The organism is Mangrovibacter yixingensis (assembly GCF_020523985.1).
GTDB classification, from domain to species: Bacteria; Pseudomonadota; Gammaproteobacteria; order Enterobacterales; family Enterobacteriaceae; genus Mangrovibacter; species Mangrovibacter yixingensis.
Window position 1 is genome coordinate 1395801 of sequence record NZ_JAIVKM010000001.1, and the last position, 17479, is coordinate 1413279.

13 protein-coding genes are annotated in these 17479 nt (G+C 50.5%); 3 read left to right on the top strand and 10 right to left on the bottom strand.

Annotated elements, in window-relative coordinates:
* Positions 1–8: 8 nt before the first annotated feature.
* The 5 genes from LC084_RS06475 to LC084_RS06495 form a co-directional block, all read right to left on the bottom strand.
* Positions 9–797 (bottom strand): ABC transporter ATP-binding protein, encoded by a 789-nt coding sequence (locus tag LC084_RS06475; RefSeq protein WP_226570378.1) that lies wholly within the window; start codon positions 795–797, stop codon positions 9–11.
* Positions 794–1699, bottom strand: a complete 906-nt coding sequence (gene ntrB, locus LC084_RS06480) for a nitrate ABC transporter permease (protein WP_404808331.1) — start codon at positions 1697–1699, stop codon at positions 794–796. Before ntrB ends, LC084_RS06475 begins: the two co-directional genes overlap by 4 nt.
* 10 nt (positions 1700–1709) lie before the next feature.
* Complete coding sequence (locus LC084_RS06485; RefSeq protein ID WP_226570379.1) at positions 1710–2960, bottom strand: ABC transporter substrate-binding protein; 1251 nt, start codon at positions 2958–2960, stop codon at positions 1710–1712.
* Between the two features lie 257 nt (positions 2961–3217).
* Positions 3218–4471, bottom strand: coding sequence for a nitrate- and nitrite sensing domain-containing protein (locus LC084_RS06490; RefSeq protein ID WP_226570380.1), 1254 nt, complete (start codon positions 4469–4471; stop codon positions 3218–3220).
* A 193-nt stretch (positions 4472–4664) separates the two neighbouring features.
* Positions 4665–6185: an aldehyde dehydrogenase family protein gene (locus LC084_RS06495; protein ID WP_226570381.1), complete on the bottom strand. Its 1521-nt coding sequence runs from the start codon at positions 6183–6185 to the stop codon at positions 4665–4667.
* A 273-nt stretch (positions 6186–6458) separates the two neighbouring features.
* Between LC084_RS06495 and LC084_RS06500 the strand changes: the two genes are divergently transcribed.
* Entirely contained in the window at positions 6459–8261 is a 1803-nt protein-coding gene (locus tag LC084_RS06500; RefSeq protein WP_226570382.1) for a sigma-54-dependent Fis family transcriptional regulator, read from the top strand.
* Positions 8262–8713: 452 nt separating this feature from the next.
* On the opposite strand, the gene LC084_RS06505 is transcribed toward LC084_RS06500, so the two are convergent.
* The 3 genes from LC084_RS06505 to LC084_RS06515 form a co-directional block, all read right to left on the bottom strand.
* Positions 8714–10801: a TonB-dependent siderophore receptor gene (locus LC084_RS06505; protein WP_404808355.1), complete on the bottom strand. Its 2088-nt coding sequence runs from the start codon at positions 10799–10801 to the stop codon at positions 8714–8716.
* A gap of 227 nt (positions 10802–11028) precedes the next feature.
* The gene (locus LC084_RS06510; RefSeq protein WP_226570383.1) at positions 11029–11937 is read right to left on the bottom strand and encodes a LysR family transcriptional regulator; all 909 of its coding nucleotides are present in this window, start codon (positions 11935–11937) and stop codon (positions 11029–11031) included.
* Between the two features lie 115 nt (positions 11938–12052).
* On the bottom strand, positions 12053–13609 hold the full coding sequence (locus LC084_RS06515) for an MFS transporter (protein WP_226570384.1): 1557 nt from the start codon (positions 13607–13609) through the stop codon (positions 12053–12055).
* A 214-nt stretch (positions 13610–13823) separates the two neighbouring features.
* Here LC084_RS06515 and LC084_RS06520 point away from each other — a divergent pair, with 214 nt between their 5' ends.
* Together LC084_RS06520 and LC084_RS06525 are read left to right on the top strand one after the other, a co-directional pair.
* Positions 13824–14753, top strand: a complete 930-nt coding sequence (locus tag LC084_RS06520) for a LysR family transcriptional regulator (protein WP_226570385.1) — start codon at positions 13824–13826, stop codon at positions 14751–14753.
* A 2-nt stretch (positions 14754–14755) separates the two neighbouring features.
* Positions 14756–15868, top strand: coding sequence for a hypothetical protein (locus LC084_RS06525; RefSeq protein WP_226570386.1), 1113 nt, complete (start codon positions 14756–14758; stop codon positions 15866–15868).
* Between the two features lie 75 nt (positions 15869–15943).
* Here LC084_RS06525 and mdcH read toward each other — a convergent pair whose 3' ends face one another.
* Both mdcH and LC084_RS06535 read right to left on the bottom strand, forming a co-directional pair.
* Complete coding sequence (gene mdcH, locus LC084_RS06530) at positions 15944–16858, bottom strand: malonate decarboxylase subunit epsilon (RefSeq protein ID WP_226570387.1); 915 nt, start codon at positions 16856–16858, stop codon at positions 15944–15946.
* Positions 16858–17478 (bottom strand): malonate decarboxylase holo-ACP synthase, encoded by a 621-nt coding sequence (locus LC084_RS06535; RefSeq protein WP_226570388.1) that lies wholly within the window; start codon positions 17476–17478, stop codon positions 16858–16860. The genes mdcH and LC084_RS06535 overlap by 1 nt, the downstream gene beginning before the upstream one ends.
* Between the last annotated feature and the right edge of the window lies 1 nt (position 17479).

A 17479-nucleotide genomic window follows, 5' to 3' on the forward strand; every position in this document is an offset into this window, starting at 1 on the left:
GCCGTTCCTTAAGCTGCTGCGGGCTGTTTTTCGTACAGGAACTGCAATATCTGCTGGCGCAACTGGTGGTAACGCGGGTTATCCGCCAGTGCTACCCGGTTGCGGGGCCGGGGTAGATCGATCTCCAGAATCTCGCCCACAGTCGCGGCAGGGCCATTGGTCATCATTAACACCCGGTCTGAAAGCAACACGGCTTCGTCCACATCATGCGTTATCAGAACCAGTGTGGTATTCAGGCGTGCCTGGATTTGCATGACAGCATCCTGCAAGTGCGCGCGGGTCAGTGCGTCCAGTGCCCCAAAGGGTTCATCCATCAGTAAAACGCGGGGGCTCATAGCCAAAGCCCGCGCGATGCCGACACGTTGCTTCATCCCGCCGGATATTTCGTCCGGCCGTTTATCCATGGCGTGGCCCATTTGCACACGTTCAAGGTTATGTTCGGTCCATTCGCGCATTTCAGCTTTGGTTTTGCTGCCTTTAAATACGGTTTCTACAGCCAATGCGACATTTTCGCGTGCGGTCAGCCAGGGAAGCAGAGAGTGATTTTGGAAAACCACCGCACGTTCCGGGCCTGGTCCGGCAATTTCTTTGTTGTCACACAACAACCCACCACTGCTGGGCAGTGTCAGGCCGGCAATCAAATTCAGTAAGGTGGATTTACCGCACCCGGAGTGGCCAATCAGGCTGATGGTTTCACCTTCAGCGATGTCGAAGCTAACCCGGTCCAGGGCGATAAACGGGCCACTGGCTGTCATAAACTGTTGGCTGACATTTTGAACCTGAATGATTTTGTTCATTTATCCTCCTGGCTATCCCAGGTGAAGCGGCGTGCTATCAGCAGTAGTGCCTGTTCAAGTAACAGCCCTACTGCCCCAATGATTAAAATGGCGATCAGAATGTTTTCTACATTGAGGTTGTTCCATTCATTCCAGATCCAGAACCCTATCCCCAGACCGCCGGTGAGCATTTCTGCAGCCACAATCACCAGCCAGGCAATCCCCATGGAAAGGCGTACCCCAGTCATCACCGCAGGCAGCACGGCAGGAAACAAAATGCGGCGCATAATGGTCCACTCACTCAGCCGTAATACCCGGGCGACATTCAGATACGTCTGTGGAACCCGGCGCACACCTTCTGCGGTGTTGATTATCATGGGCCAGATAGCACAGATAAAAATGGTCCAGCTTGATGCCGGTTCAGCACGCTGGAACAGCAGCAAGCCTATTGGCAGCCAGGCCAATGGGCTGACCGGGCGCAGTAACGCTATTACCGGGTTAAACATCCGGCTGAGAAACTGAAAACGCCCCAGCAGAAACCCGGCGGGAATACCCACCAACGCGGCAAGGCTGAAACCGACAGCGACACGCTCAAGAGATGCCAGTACGTTCCAGCCAATTCCCTGGTCATTCGGGCCATTGTTGTAAAACGGGTCGGCAAAAAGGGTTTTGGCCGCTTCCAGCGTGGTGACTGGCCCCGGGAAACCCTGGCTGTGTAGCGCTGCCAGTTGCCACACCACGCCCAGTAATCCAAGCCCGGCCAGGACAGGAATGATGCGTTCCAGTAACTGGCGCAGCGTGTGAGAAATGCGATGTGGACGGCGAACTGGTTTGACCGCCAGGTTCACGACTTCACCCGGCATCTGTTTTTCTGCCCCCGGGCGTTCAGCGTTCAGGGGGGTTATCTGTTGTGCTGTTTTCATGTCCCGGACCTCATTGTTTAATGGCAAAGCTGTCTGCATACGCTGCGGGGTTGGTACCATCCCAAACCTTGCCGTCCATCAGCGTGCTTTTGCGCAGTGAACTTGTAGGAATAGATACGCCACCTACCGCGGTGGCCGCGGCTTTGTACACATCCACACGGTTAATTTGGCGTGCAATAGCGAGATAATCAGGTGAGGTTTTAATTAACCCCCAGCGCTTGAACTGGGTCAGGAACCACATGCCGTCTGAATCCCATGGGTAACTCACTTCGCCATCATGGAAGAAGCGCATTGCGTGGGCATCCTGCCAGGTTTTACCCAGGCCATCTTCATATTTCCCCAACATGCGCCCTTCAATGATTTCAGGTTTAGTGTTGATCCACGGGCGCTGGGCGATAACCTGAACGGTTTCACGTTTATTGGCATCGCTGGCGTCTATCCAGCGGGCGGCATCCAGTACAGCAGCCGTGAGCGCTCTGGCAGTATTCGGGTGTTTTTCTACCCATTCTTGCCGGGTGCCGAGGATCTTTTCTGGGTGATCCGGCCATACAGACTGGGATGTGGCAGCGGTGAAACCGATATTGTCGCTGATAGCCCGTTGGTTCCAGGGTTCACCAACACAGCAACCCACCATGTTGCCTATCTTCATGTTCATCACCATTTGTGGTGGTGGAACAACAACCGTGCGCACGTCAGTAAAGGGGTTAACGCCTGCGCTTGCCAGCCAGTAATAGAGCCACATGGCATGGGTGCTGGTTGGAAAAGTGTGGGCGAAGGTCATGGAACCAGCCGGTTTGGCATCAATGGCTTTTTTTAGTGATTCAACATTGGTAACCCCGGCCGCCTTGAGCTGGTTAGATAGTGAAATCCCCTGCCCGTTGTTATTCAGGGTCATCAGACTTGCCATGTTACGTTGCGGGCCAGCGACACCCAGTTGCAGGCCATAAATTAAGCCATAGAGAACGTGGGCAGCATCCAGTTCGCCGGACAGCAGTTTATCGCGCACTGCTGCCCAACTGGCTTCTTTGCTGGGCTGGATGCTGATGCCATATTTTTTATCAAATCCTTTGATGGCGGCCATCACCACTGGCGCGCAATCTGTCAGGGGAATAAACCCGACTTTCACCGTGGTCAACTCTGGCGCATCGGACCCCGCAGCCCAGGCTTGCTGGCGAATACCGGGCAGGAGCAAGCCGGCTCCCAGGGCGGCACTGCCTGCCAGAAACTGGCGGCGGGAAAGCGTAAAATGCGTTTTGCTCATCAAAGCGTCCTGTTCTGAGAATAAAAAAAAGGCGTCCGTACTCCGGCCGAAGCCAAAGTAAGGACGCCTTTATCCAAAGCACTCGTTTCACCGCCATTGGCGAAACAAATGCACGATTGTCAGAACTTAATTAGCAATTGCTGTGCCATATCTGATTGCCCTGAAAATACTGGCTTGCGCTCAGGCTTTCCCCTTCATTGGGGACAGCTACGCACAGCAACAGAGCAAAATACGCACAATTCTTGTGCAGCTACTCATTAAGGGGTAGAGGTAAACACGGTACTGACATCCAGCATTGCCTGAGCGATTTCAACCACTTTCTTATTCTGGTTCATCGCTGTTTTACGCAACAGATGCCAGGCCTGCTCTTCCGTTAGCCCCTGGTACTGCATTAACAGCGCCTTCGCCTGCTCAATGGTTTTACGTTCCATTAACGTTGCACGAAGGCCTGCCAGTTCATTATCAAGCGTTTTGAGACGATGAGCCTGGTGCTGGATCAAGTTAAGTAAAGAACGGTTAAGTTGTGGTGGCAGACCAGTATCGTCATTCGTTTCTTTGCTGTGACTGGCAGCGAAATAGGCAGCGACAGGTTTTTCTGGCGGTACAATAATACCCGCCAGCGTTTGCGGGTCATCCATGTTTGATGACTGAACGCGCAGTAAGCTTTGCTGACACAGGTGCATCACTTTGTTAATCAGCTTGTCTTCAATAATTTTCATCAGGTCCAGGCGCTGGGACGCCAGGGCAAACCAGCTCAGGGCAGTTTCTTCTTCGCCAGGTGCGCCAGTGCATGCCTGGCGACGCAGGCGTTCAAACTCACTGCTTTTCCCTTCCTGTTTATTCCAGGCTGCGAGAATATCTGCATCGGCAAAGCCTGCAAAAGTGGTGAAACAGCTTTCCTGGGCGGTAATGAGTTCGACCATCAGCTGGCGACTATTCTCAGAAAAAGCATGAGCCGCAAACCCTGCCGAAGCCAGAGCCCTTTCCTGCCCGGCATATTCTTTACCCTGAATAAAGGTGAATAGTGCCACCAATGCCGTGGCGACTTGCCCATCGGCATCAATGTCTGCGACTTCATACACCAGATTAAGCACTTGCTGAATAATGTTGCTGAAACTTTCCATCGCTTGCTGATGGCTGATGGTTCGCTGATGTATCTGGACGCGCAATTCAGGCAGGTGTTCCAGCGCCATCAACATGGTTCCAATGCGGTGGTAAACCCGAAATGCCCCAGGCTGAAGAGCACTTGCTGGCGGCAGTGTGGGTAAATCAGTAAATAAATTCTCCATAGACTGGCTAACGGCTGCTGCACGGTGTGCCAATTCTTCGCCGAAAAGCAAGCCTTCTGAACAAAGCCAGATATTCGAGCTGCCACGTTCACGTTGCAGAACATGGACGAAATGGCTTAGTTGCCCAATGAGTTTCCCTGCCTGGAGCACATTATCCAGGCGAGATATTTCACACTCTCGTGCAGCAAGAAAATAGTGGACAGCATGAAGTGACTGGCTCATGGGAAGAGATCCTGGAAGAAAAGTAATTCATAATGAGCAATACCTATGCCAGAAACTAACGAAAAATAACATCGTTTTTTCCGTGGATAATAAAGAAATTTGTGCTAAGTCGAGTGTGTCTTTTGGGAAATAACAACAGAAAAGGCCAGGCATAATGCCCGGCCTTAAAGTTTGCTATCAGATAGTTGAGGAATTAATAGAGACCAAGTGGTTTGTTATCGTAACTGACCAGTAAGTTTTTCACTTGCTGGTATGCCAGCAACGCCATTTTGTGAGTTTCACGGCCAATCCCGGATTGTTTGTAGCCACCAAATGCCGAGTGTGCCGGGTAAAGATGGTAGCAGTTAGTCCATACGCGCCCTGCTTTGATAGCCCGGCCCATACGCCAGGCACGGTTTATGTCTAGCGTCCAGACACCGGCCCCCAAACCGTATTCAGTGGCGTTAGCCAGTTCAATGGCTTCTGCTTCATCTTTGAAGGTTGTTACACCAATCACCGGTCCGAAAATCTCCTCCTGGAAACAGCGCATCTCATTGTGGCCTTTAATCAGCGTTGGGTTGATATAAAAACCATTGGTGAACACATCGCCATGGCTAAGGTGATTCCCACCTACCAGAATTTCGCCACCTTCATCACGGGCGATATCAATATAGGACATAATTTTATCGAACTGTTCTTGTGAGGCTTGCGCACCAATCATGGTATCGGTGTCGAATGGGTCGCCTTTACGGATAGTTTCAATACGTTTGAGTACCCTATCAACAAACTCCGGGTAGATAGATTCCTGAATCAGTGCGCGGGACGGGCAAGTACAAACCTCACCCTGGTTGAAGAAGCCAAGAACCATCCCTTCAACGGCTTTATCAATGAAGCTTTCATCGCCGCGCATGACATCTTCGAAATAAATATTGGGTGATTTTCCGCCCAGCTCAACGGTACTGTGAATGATGTTTTCCGCAGCACAGGAAAGAATGTGACGGCCAATGGAAGTGGACCCGGTGAAGGCAATTTTTTCAATACGTTTGCTGCGTGCCAGCGGCTCCCCGGCTTCGGTACCGTAACCATGCACCACGTTTACCACGCCTGGTGGCAGCAATGGCCCAATCAGTTCCATCAGCACACTGATGCCCAGGGGTGTTTGCTCTGCAGGTTTTAGCACTACAGTATTTCCGGCAGCCAGTGCCGGTGCCAGTTTCCAGGCAGCCATCAGGATGGGGAAGTTCCACGGGATAATCTGCCCCACCACACCCAGGGGTTCATAGATGTGATAAGCCACAGTACCACTGTCAATCTCTGCTGCACTGCCTTCCTGGGCACGAATGCAGCCGGCAAAATAGCGGAAATGATCCACCGCAAGAGGAATATCGGCATTCAGTGTTTCGCGAACTGGCTTGCCGTTATCCCAGCTTTCTGTCAGTGCAAGCACTTCCAGGTTTTCCTGAATACAGTCGGCAATAGCCAATAACACATTAGAACGTTCCTGAACGCTGGTTTTTCCCCAACTGTCTGCGGCAGCATGGGCGGCATCGAGAGCTTTTTCAATATCCCGATAATCCGAACGTGGGAACTCACCTGCCACCTGCCCTGTTACTGGCGTGGTATTGGTAAACCAGGTGCCTGATACCGGTTCGACAAAAGCACCGCCGATGTAGTTGCCATAATGTGTTTTCAGCGAAACACGTGAACCCGGCAAACCTGGATGGATATATTTCATATTATTTCCCTCAGTCGGTTTTGCGATGAATCCAGAGCTGTTGGCCCTGTTGTGTTGTGCTTCAACATAAGCATGTCTTATGCCATGTATGTTATTAAATAGTTAAATTTTAGTATTTCATTGTTTTAAAGAGAAAAGATTTGAATGGCTGGGTTTGCTTTCTGTCACATCCTTCTGCCCGGAATGAAGGCTGTCTTATTTTTGTGTTGCGTGTCGCAACAGGCGGGACACTTAGATGCTACAAATAATTAACATTTATTTTGAGGCTCGCCTATGCGCTACCTGCCACGTGATACAATTTTGTTATCTTCTGCCAGTGTATTAAGTGACTCATGGTTGCGTAGCCAACATTACGGATTGTCTCGGGAAGACGATCACCACCCGGTGGCAGACCATGGGCAGCTTGGCGAAAGCCGCCATCAATATGACTGGGTTGCTCGCTACGCTTCACCACTTCTGGCTCAGCTCACTCCCCAATTTCGTACACGTGCCGGGGTTCTGGTGTTATCAGACCCAGGAGGCATGGTGCTGGAGAGCACGGGGAATAGCGGTTTTCTCAAAAAAGCGGAACAGCTCTCTTTGGCACCCGGAAATCTGTGGAGTGAAGATGCACGCGGTACCAATGCAATAGGTACTGCGTTGGCACTGGGGCGCTATTGTGAAGTCAGTGGTAAAGAGCACTTCCTGAGCCGCCATGCTGCATTGTTTTGCGCGGCTATTCCGGTCTACTCCCCACAGGGGAAACTGGCTGGAGTGATTGATATCTCCTCACCTGCGTCTACGCCATGGCAGGATGCGACGGAGTTGTTAAGCCGGGCTGCATGGGAAATAGAGCAGCATTGGGTGCAAAAGCAAGTCTCTCCCGGCCAGATGATGGTCCAGCTCCGCCTTCCTGGCCCGCCAGAACAGGTTACGTATACGCATTCCCTCGTATTTGAAGACGGTATTTTACAAGGGGCTAATTCACTTGCCTGCCGGGATTTTGGTTTGCAACCACAAGATTTTGGCAAGCGCCACCAGGACACGCTTTTTACGGCAGGTATTGAAGATTGCGCAATGACCCAGGTTGGTGATACCGCATACCAGGTGTCTATTCAAACACCGAAAAAACGCACGGGTATCACTGTGCCGGGTAAAAGCCCCTGCAACCTCACGCCTGAAATACCCACTCCACTAGCGCCTTCTGGGGTGAATATTGAAAAAGCATTGCGTGTCGTTAATGCTGGTATTGCTCTGTGTATTAATGGAGAAACGGGGTGTGGAAAAGAATACCTTGGGCAGCGTTTATACCGCCAGAGCAAATGGCATGCGGGTAATTTTGTGGCCATTAATTGCGCAGCACTGCCAGAACACCTGATTGAATCGGAATTATTTGGTTATATGCCCGGCGCATTTACTGGTGCCAGTTCACGGGGCTATATGGGCAAATTTCGCGAAGCAAACGGCGGTATGCTGTTTCTGGATGAAATCGGCGACATGCCCGTTGCCCTGCAAACCCGCTTATTGCGCGTTTTACAGGAAAAAAAAGTCGTCCCTCTCGGTGGAAACCGTGCATTCCCGGTCGAATTTTCCCTGGTGTGTGCAACACACCGCAATTTAGTCGCACAGGTAGAACAAGGGTTGTTCCGCGAAGATTTGCTCTACCGTATTCAAGAATTTACTGTCGAGATCCCGCCATTACGCCAGTGGCATGACCGCCACCAGTTTATTGAACAACTATGGGCTGAGTTAGGTGGTCCGGCCCGTGGAATCCGGTTGTGCCAGTCAGTGGTGCGCTATCTTGCGGATTGCCCGTGGCCTGGCAATGTGCGCCAGTTACTCAGCCAGTTAAAAGTATTGTTGGCTTTAAGTGATGATGGGCACACCGTTACCCTGGGCGACCTCCCGGTAAGGCATTCCCCTTCGAGAACCAGTGAACCTTCTGGAGCAGAAGCTGTTTCACCGCAACACCCAGCCCCAGGTGTCAGAGAGTTGGAAGCAATACATCTTAGCCAGGGAAATATGAGTGAAGCCGCAAAGCGGTTGGGGATTTCTCGCAGCACTTTATACCGCCGGTTAGAAAGGCAGCGCACGTGATTTTTTAGGTGGAAACAATTACTCCTGAATAGGTATAAACAAGCTTGTAATTAATTTGATTTACTTTAAAAACATTATTTATTCGTTATTTATCTGTCATGTTTATTTATTTTTGCAGGTTTGCACTTTAGATAAAAATGCAGGCAAGATCACGCGCGGATGCTTGTTTTAACGGCATTTTTAGGCCATTCTTGACTTGGGCTTAACAAGATTATCTATTAAAAATATTTCTGAATAATTAACTTTTTTTAGTCAGGATAAAATAAAAAGGCACTAATAAATAATTACCGCTAATACAGCTTTATGGTTTGCGGGTATTAATGAAATAAATACGGCAATGGTCTTACCGTATTTATCGTTTCGCGGCCATGGAAGGTAGCGGCTAAACAGACCGGGGGCACTACCTATTTTCACAGATGTGTAGTGCCCTCAATAAATGGAGGCATTCGTGATTAGAACGTCACGCTTGCTTCCAGTACCACGTTACGTGTTGCACCTTCCCGAACCCGCAGGTTTCCCCCGCTGGATGTGTAGTAATGCTTATTGAACATATTGTTCAGGTTCAGGCGTAGCTGAGTCTGTTTACCCAACAGTTGGTTATTCCATGCGACAAAGCTGTCTGCAACCACGTAATCCGGCAGTGTGAAGCTGTTTTCCGGGTCTCCGGCACGGGCCCCCACATAGCGTGCGCCCCCACCAACGCGGAATTCACCGGGTACTGAAGGAATACGGATTCCGCCGTGGCTCAGGTATAAAGCGCCAGAATGGCGTGGCGCGTTCGCCAGGCGGTTGCCATCGTTGTCACTATCCACACCATCATCGACAATTTTTGCCTGGTCATAACTGTAGTTGGCGCTGATATCAATTCCTGGCACGACTTCGCCATTCAGTTCCATCTCGACACCACTTGAACGGGCTTTGTCGATTTCATGTGTATCGCCGTTGATACTTAGCGACATATCTCGCTCATCAATACGGTATAACGCCAGGGTAGCAAAGAGTTTTGGTGTGACTTGCCATTTACTGCCTACTTCCCAGGTGGTGCCTTGCTCAGGTTTACCCACCTTGCCATTGTCATCGGCATCTGTAGATGGCGTGAAGGATTTGCTGTAGCTACTGTACAAAGAGACAGACGGTGTCAGTTTGTAGATAAGCCCCATTTGTGGCAGAAACTTATTGCCCTCGTCATCCATGGTCAGTACAGCCGGAACGCCTTGGGATGCACGCTGTTCATAATGCTGATAGCGCCCGCCTACAACCCCTGTCCAGTTTGAAGTCAGTTCAATACTGTCTTTGAGATAAACGGAACGGTTATGGATGCGGTTAAGGTTATTCGCTGCACTGGTTTTTTCGGTGGTGTCATCCGTTACCGGCCAGGCTATACCGTATTCAGGATCATTATAGTTAAAAGTGGTATTGGATTTGCCCTGATACTGGTGTGCGCGGTAAGTCTGCACCATTTCATAATCGGTACCAAACAGCACATTGTGCGTCATCCCGAACAGTGTCGGCGTGCCCATCATATCCCACGAAACATATTTGGTTTTGTGGTTATAACCGCGGTTGGCATCTGCCCGGCGGGTAACTGCCCCTGTTGTGGTGTTGACCGCGGTGACACGCACTTCGTTATTATCATAACGACGTTGGCTCAGCCCCAGCGTGACACGGGTGCTCCAGGTGTCATTGAATTGGTAGTTGTACTGAGTATTGAACGTTTTGTTACGTCCCCATGCGTGGTTTGCATAGTCGTCCAGCCGGGTTTTATAACCTACGTTGATCGGTTTACCATTAATAAAGGCAGTCCCACGGTCGTAAGGAATGTCGTACTGGTAATCTTCATAACTAATAAGCACACTGGCTTTTTCCCCGTACCACTGTAGTGACGGAGCAATCAGTGTATGTTTATCGGAGCCAAAATTACGCCAGTAATCCTGATTTTGTTTTTCAGCAATTAACCGGAAAGCAAATCCGTTACCTAATGGGCCCGTGACATCCACAGAGCCCGCTCCGCCCCCTTCGCTGCTAGTGCGGCCACTGACTTTAGTCTGCCATTCGTATTGCGGTTTTTTACTGACAACGTTGATGACCCCACCAGGGTTCTGGATCCCGTAAAGCAGCGATGCCGATCCTTTCAACACTTCAACATGGTCGGTTGTTGCATCCAGGTTCAGCCCCTGGCTGCTCCGCACGCCATCACGAAAAATTGAACCATCAGAGTTGGAGCCAAAACCGCGGCGCATAATGCCATCTTCAGTGCCTGCCAGGGTATTGGCTTCAGCCACCCCACTGACAAAGCGCATAGCATCACTTAATGATGTCACTTGGTAATCGTTAAGCTGCTGCTGCGTTACTACACTAACAGACTGGGATTCATCTAACCGGTTGGTCGGCATTTTGCTTGCCGTACTAACCTGTGGGGCTGTGTAGCTGTTATCTGTATCTGCATTGGCGGACGCATTCGCCGTAACGGTAATTTGGTCTTCTGCCTGTGATGTTGTGCTGTCTGCACTAAAGGCGGGAAAAGCGGAAGAACATGCCAGAGCCAGCGCAGTTTTGAAGAAAATTTTTCCAACAGGAAAATGAGATAAAGAAGGATTTGCCACGTGTAACCACTGTATTTTATTGTTAATGATTCTTATTATGATAATCGAAATCATCACATTCAGTCACTAAAATTATTGTCCTGAGAATTGTTGTTAATTCCTGAAGATCCGCTCTATCTTGAGGTTTTATAAGTAAAAAAACAGGAATGTGGGTGATAAGACTGTCAGCGGCTAAGGCTCTCTGGTAATGTGGCTACCAGGTAGTCGAGAAAAACACGAATAGCGGGGTTCATATGTTTACGGCTGGGGAACACAGCATGAATAATATGGTTATGAGTGGTCCATTCCGGCAAGAGTTGTGTGAGCTTGCCCTGGCGAATCGACTCACCTGCAATAGAATGCGGGATCAATCCCACACCGATGCCCTGAAGAGTGGCTTCAAGTTGTACCCGTGGGTTCAGGCAGAAAAGTACCGGCCGGTGCCGTACCACTTCAAGGTTGCCATCCTGGCAAGATAACTCCCAGCGTAACTCCCCTTCGTGGCGGTCAGTGACAGCACTGATTGTGTTCAGGTTGCAGATATCTTGTGGGTGTTGAGGGACGCCGTAGTGGTTAAGAAAGTCCGGGCTAGCTACCAGCACCAAATGGCTGGCGGCAATAACACGAGAGATTAACCCCGGTTCATTATCAATAAGTTGATGAGCCCGCAACGCCAAATCAATACGCTCTTCTATAACTTGTACCGGGCGGTCTGTTGCATCAAGAAATACCTTTACTTTTGGGTAGCGGTGCATGAATCCCGGTAGTATCGGTGCCAGGTGGTACTGTGCTAATACCGTTGGGCTGCTTATCCGTATGTTACCGGACGGTTCAGCGATATGTTCAGAGAGGGATTCATAAGCCGCTAACCCTTCTTTTACCATATCGGTTGCATGCTCATGCAGCATTTGCCCGGCTGCAGTTAAGGAAAAATGGCGGGAATTGCGTTGTATAAGGCGTACATTAAGCCGCTCTTCCAGTTGGGCAACCCGGCGGCTCAGTAATGATTTTGTCACGCCAGAGGCTTTCTCTGCCGCAGTGAAACCACGGTGCTCTGCAATCAAGTAAAAATAGTAAAGGTCGTTGAAATCCATATACATTCCCTACTGATGACAAAAGCCGGCGAACCACAGATAAGGCGTGAATCATCAAATAAAACTGATTGAAAATCAATCCCTTGATTTGTAACTGGCTTTCAGCCCTGCCAGGTTAGTGCATGATTTTCTGGCACCCCATCGCAATTGCCAGAACCAGCCCGGTAATACAGATAGCATGGCCAAAATCGAGGCTCGCCAGGATGATTGACTGCTGCTTAACCTGGTTTGCCACCCATACAAATGCTGCCTTACTTGCCTGGTCTGTGCCCAGCCATTGGCTGTATTGCTGGCTTACTGCATGTACTGCTGCCTGGTAGACAGGGTTAGTGGTTTCAACGGCATTATTCAGGATATTGTAATGTGCAGTTGTCCGCCATTGCATTCCAATATTTGCCACTGTCAGGCCAATTGCTGTTGCAAATTGCGCGGCCATATTTTTTATTTGGTTGGCATGTGAAAATACCGTTTCGTTGTGCTGTATTTCACGAAATGTTTGCATGGCTGTGGTGGCCATTACCAACATAATAAATGCCCCATAACAGCCAATAGCAGGCACAATGTTGACCACCAGATTCGCCTGCGGGGATAAATCCCCCATAATGCCGCCATAGAGCGCCAGTAAAATAAAGCCCGTAATAAAGAACTTTTTGGCACCTGGTCGTTTGGGTAAAAGATGCCCCATAATCAACCATGCTATCAGTACACCGCTCAGGCCCGCGCCATACCAGGTGCCAACCGTTCCCCATGAATACCCCAACCCCGTTCGTAATAGTTGCGGCAAGAAATAGCCGTTCAGCCCAATCATGATGTAGCAAAAAGAGAACAGGCTAACACCCAGAATATAAGATGGCCGAGAAAACAGCTCACGTACCATCAACAATGGCACACCATGAAAGCGCACAACGCTTGTAAGGAAGTAATAAAGCGCGGTGATACCTAACAAAAGGATAAGCCCAAGGACAACTGAATCACTGAAAAAACGATAATCCGAGCGCTGTAATACCCAGAGAATAGCGAATGCACCTGTTGCCAGCGCCATTAACAAAAATGGATGAGACTGGCTTTTTAGCCGCTCTGATGGCGTTTCATCAGGCAGGCAACTCACCGACAGCATCAAAACTACCGTAGCAATCAGGATTAACAGCAGAAAAATGCCTGTCCAACGCACATCTTCTACACACCATGCAGCGAGAAACGGTGCCAGTGCCGTGCCTGAGGCTAACCCCGAAGCAAAAGCTTTAATACCCGAAAAACGGCGTGGGCCGGGGGGAATCAAATTCACCATCACTCTGGCGCCAGTAAGAAAAGAGGCCCCGCCTGCCGCCATCACAATGCGCCCGGTAAGCAGACTGTGATAGGTATTACTCTTGCTGCACATAAATGCGCCAACCGCGAAAATCATCAGCGACACAGCGATATATAACCGCCAACCAGTGCGCTCAACAATCCAGCGCTGCTTAGAGATCATTAAAATCGCCACACAGGCATAACTGGCGGTAATAAAGCTATATTGTTCTGGAGAAGTGCCGGTTTCACCCATTAATGGGCCTGCTGCGAATGCCATCATCCCGCTTTGCAACATGTCTGTCAGTGTCAGTAAAAAAATAATAAGCAACAAAATACGTTGTTTACCCGGTGTGGTAATAAACCAGGGGGTTTGTTTTTCCATGCAGGTGTTGTTCCGAAGATGGCAGCCTTGTTGGCTGCTCGAGTTGTCATTATCCGACGTGGATAAACAGCATAGCGTCGTCATATAATTATAACAATAATGAAAATTGCGACATGTTGTCCCAAATATGGGATGAACTATTCCCACAAAAGCGCGCTCTCGCTAAGAAATTCCTGTTATCCTTCGTCCAGCGCAGTGAAAAGAGTATGACTCCATGGCAATAGATAACGAGATTACTTTTCGTAAGCTTGCAGTTTTTAAAGTATTTATGGAAACGGGAAACATTGCCCGTACGGGCGAAGCACTGGGGTTAAGTGGTGTCAGTGTCCACCGTGCCCTGCACTCCCTTGAAGAGGCCATTCGTTGCCCGCTATTCAGCCATAAAGGGCGTAACTTAGTGGCGTTGCCTGCAGCACGTAAATTGCTTGAATATGCCGAAGAAGCGACAGGTATTCTGGAAACAGGCATTGAGGAAACACGCAAAATTGCCGGGATTGGCCAGGGGCGTTTACGTATTGGTACGCTCTATTCATTGACACTGGAAACAGTGCCGCGCCTGATTATGGGCATGAAGTTGCGGCGCCCGGAAGTTGAAATGGATCTCACTATGGGGTCGAACCACATGCTCCTTAACCAACTGGATAACGGCACTCTCGATGCCATTTTGATTTCAGTTAATGACGGTGAGCTGGACAAAAACCAGCTAGAGGTTCTGCCGCTGTTTCATGATGATATCTACCTTGCTGCGCCATCCACTGCGCATTTAGCAGGGCTGCAACCTGCCGACTTGCGGGACTACCACAACCAAAAATTTGTTGCATTGGCAGAAGGTTTTGCTACTTATGCCGGGTTTCAGGAAGCTTTTCATGTTGCCGGGTTTGAACCCGATATTATTACCCGCGTTAACGATATTTTTTCGTTGATTAGCCTGGTTCAGGCAGGGGTTGGGTTTACACTGATTCCTGGGCGGATGCGTAAAGTTTATGAGCATGATATTAAACTGTTGCGCCTTGCCGAACCCTACCAAATGCGCCAACTTATCGCGATTGTCTTTGCCCGTAACCGCGAGCGGGATCCTAACTTGCTGGCACTGGCTGCTGAAGGGAGAATGTATGCGCGTAGTCTTGGGTCAATGGAGAAATAATTTTGGCAGCCCGGTTGGTTAGCTTGTGCGTGGCGATGTCTTTCTTACCTATAGCTATGGCGCAATCCACTGTAACTTCCCCGCAGTTTCCCGTTCAGGCTAACGCCGAGTGTCTCCCTGATTCACAACATGTTTGCCTGCAAACCGTTGAACTGGCAAACCATGCCGGCAATTTTACCTGGTACATTGCCAGAGCTAATGGCATGAGTGCCCCAAATGCGGCGCTGATAGTGGTGCATGGTTACCCACACGATGCCAGGCGCAGCCTTGATGCTGGGCTGGCTGCCATCAAAGCAGCACGCATTACCACGCCAACCCTGGTTATCGCACCAATATTTCCAGCTGAGAAAGGCGCGCATTGCCAAAAGCCTGGTGAGGTAAGCGTGAAACCTGGCGATGCCCGTTGGTCTTGTGGGGGCTGGATGAGTGGTGAAGTATCTCTGGGGAATCCACCTGGTATAAGCTCATTTCACGCCATGGATACGTTAGTGCGCCAACTTCACCGGCAGTGGCCAGATTTACACAATATCACTGTGGCAGGGTTTTCTGCGGGTGGGCAGTTTGTTCAGCACTATATTGGTGTTGCTGCTCCACCACCTGACGGGATGAATCTGCGCTATCTGGTGGCTTCACCCGGAAGCTGGCTTTATTTCGATGCACTGCGCCCTGTAGCTACACTTAACCGCAAACCTGTCTTAGCGAGTTCACAATGTGGCAGCGCTGATGTATACCCGGCAAAATGCCATATTACTCTGGCTTTACCTGCTGCAACGACTTGCCCAAATTACAATGCAGGGAAATATGGCGTTGCCAACTGGCCTGCATCAAAAATTAACGCCGCACGTGTTCGTTACCAACACGCGAATGTCAGTTATATCGTTGGTGCAAGGGACAGTGGCACTGGGCCGGGTACGGCAAGTAAACGCCTGGATAAATCCTGTTCGGCAATGTTGCAAGGGGAATTTCGGTTGCAGAGAGCACAGAATTATTTGGCCTGGGAGCGAACCCGCCTTCCCCCCTCACTACACCCCGGAACCTTAAGTGTTGTACCCGGTTGCGCGCATGACGTAGCCTGTGTGCTGCCAGGTTTTGCGGCAAAGCACCCGTTATTTTAGATGGCCTGCCACATTATTTCTGCCCTGTACTGAGGACTTTGTCCGGGCGAATTGTTATTTTTCTGCATCTTCGCCTTATTCGCCTTTCACCCGTTGCGCCAGCCGCTGAATTGTCGCGAGCGGTGTAGTGGCAAACGCTACACATTCACCCTGGCTCACAGCCTGGCGGGTTAACCCCGTCAGTGTGCTGCCGGGCTGCATTTCAATAAACAGCCTGGCGTCACGCTCCATCGCAGCCACCATGGCATCACGCCAGTTAACTGTGCGGGCCATGTTAAAAGCAAGGTCGTTTGCGATTGCTGGCCCTTGCCACACTGCCCTGGCTGTGCTGCCACTTATCCAGGTACACTGTGGACGTGACACTGTCACTGATTCCATGGCTTGTGCCAGTTTTTCCGCAGGTTTATCCAGTAACGGGCAATGAGAAGGAACACTGACATCCAGCTGTTTAGCACGGCTCGCGCCCTGAGCCATAGCCTGTTGAGCAACATGCGCCATCGCCTGGGTGCTACCAGCAATCACAATCTGGGTTTCAGCATTAATATTTGCCACCCAGGTTGTTTGGTTATCCACCAGTTTTTCAACCTGCCCCAGGCTAAGGCCCATAATGGCAGTTAGCCCGTAACCGCTGGGCCAGGCCTCTTCCATTAATGTACCGCGTAAAGCAACCAGCCTCACGGCGTCTTCATATGCCAGCGCCCCAGCGACTACGGCTGCCGGGTATGCACCTATTGATAACCCACAGACTAAATCGGGCCGCACACCTGCATCGGCAAGGGTGCGTGCAGTAGCCACACCGGCAATTAACAAGCAAAGCTGCACCGCTCGTGTGTGCTTGAGCGCAGCAGGTGTATCCAGGTTGTCGAACTCACTGCCAAGAATTGACCGGGTTTGCGCAAAAATATTATCTGTTGCAGCACCCTGCGGGCAATCAGCCAACATGCCTGGATATTGCGTCCCCTGTCCGGGGAAAGTAAACATCACTTTCATCAGAACGTCTCTCCTGTGACGGGTTGCCAGGGGTGCTGTGTATTGTATGGCCCGGTACTGGTTTTAAGCAGTACCCGGCCATCACGCAGCCATTCATTCAGGGAAAAACCGCCGCAGGGCGTTTCCACCTGGGTATCGGCACGGCAGGCAAGTCGCGATACCACCTGTTGCCAGGCAAATAGCTGTTCACGGGGGATTGCGACCGGTGCCCGAATCAGAAGATCCAGATCACTGTCGCGATGTAAAACAGCTTGCCCGGTTGCCAGAGCAAAACCACTACTACCGGTAATTCCCCACACCCAGGGCCAGTTGTGCTGGCACAATTGTGCTGCGGCACGCAGTGGTGCCTGACTGGCAAAAGAGGAATTAGCAATGTGTGCAGGTGTTGCCAGCGTCTCCGGCGGCAGGTAACCGACCACCTGCTCTGGCATCACCCAACCAGCAGCGCGTTGACCACGCCCTTTGCCACGAATACCAACAGGAATCGCGCCATCATCGCGCCAGTCCCGCCGCACAACAACCGGTAAAGCCAGTGACCAGTGCTGGTGTAGCCAGTCTGTTTGCTGTGTAAAAACAGGTTCACTATTAAGCCACAAGAGGTCATGCGGGCGGTATTGCATG

What these genes read in the sequence shown, in the direction of transcription:
- LC084_RS06515 (WP_226570384.1), bottom strand. Translation starts at nt 13,609, where the DNA reads ATGGAAAAACAAACCCCCTGGTTTATTACCACACCGGGTAAACAACGT.
- LC084_RS06495 (WP_226570381.1), bottom strand. Translation starts at nt 6,185, where the DNA reads ATGAAATATATCCATCCAGGTTTGCCGGGTTCACGTGTTTCGCTGAAA.
- mdcH (WP_226570387.1), bottom strand. Translation starts at nt 16,858, where the DNA reads ATGAAAGTGATGTTTACTTTCCCCGGACAGGGGACGCAATATCCAGGC.
- ntrB (WP_404808331.1), bottom strand. Translation starts at nt 1,699, where the DNA reads ATGAAAACAGCACAACAGATAACCCCCCTGAACGCTGAACGCCCGGGG.
- LC084_RS06485 (WP_226570379.1), bottom strand. Translation starts at nt 2,960, where the DNA reads ATGAGCAAAACGCATTTTACGCTTTCCCGCCGCCAGTTTCTGGCAGGC.
- LC084_RS06535 (WP_226570388.1), bottom strand. Translation starts at nt 17,478, where the DNA reads ATGCAATACCGCCCGCATGACCTCTTGTGGCTTAATAGTGAACCTGTT.
- LC084_RS06490 (WP_226570380.1), bottom strand. Translation starts at nt 4,471, where the DNA reads ATGAGCCAGTCACTTCATGCTGTCCACTATTTTCTTGCTGCACGAGAG.
- LC084_RS06510 (WP_226570383.1), bottom strand. Translation starts at nt 11,937, where the DNA reads ATGGATTTCAACGACCTTTACTATTTTTACTTGATTGCAGAGCACCGT.
- LC084_RS06475 (WP_226570378.1), bottom strand. Translation starts at nt 797, where the DNA reads ATGAACAAAATCATTCAGGTTCAAAATGTCAGCCAACAGTTTATGACA.
- LC084_RS06500 (WP_226570382.1), top strand. Translation starts at nt 6,459, where the DNA reads ATGCGCTACCTGCCACGTGATACAATTTTGTTATCTTCTGCCAGTGTA.
- LC084_RS06520 (WP_226570385.1), top strand. Translation starts at nt 13,824, where the DNA reads ATGGCAATAGATAACGAGATTACTTTTCGTAAGCTTGCAGTTTTTAAA.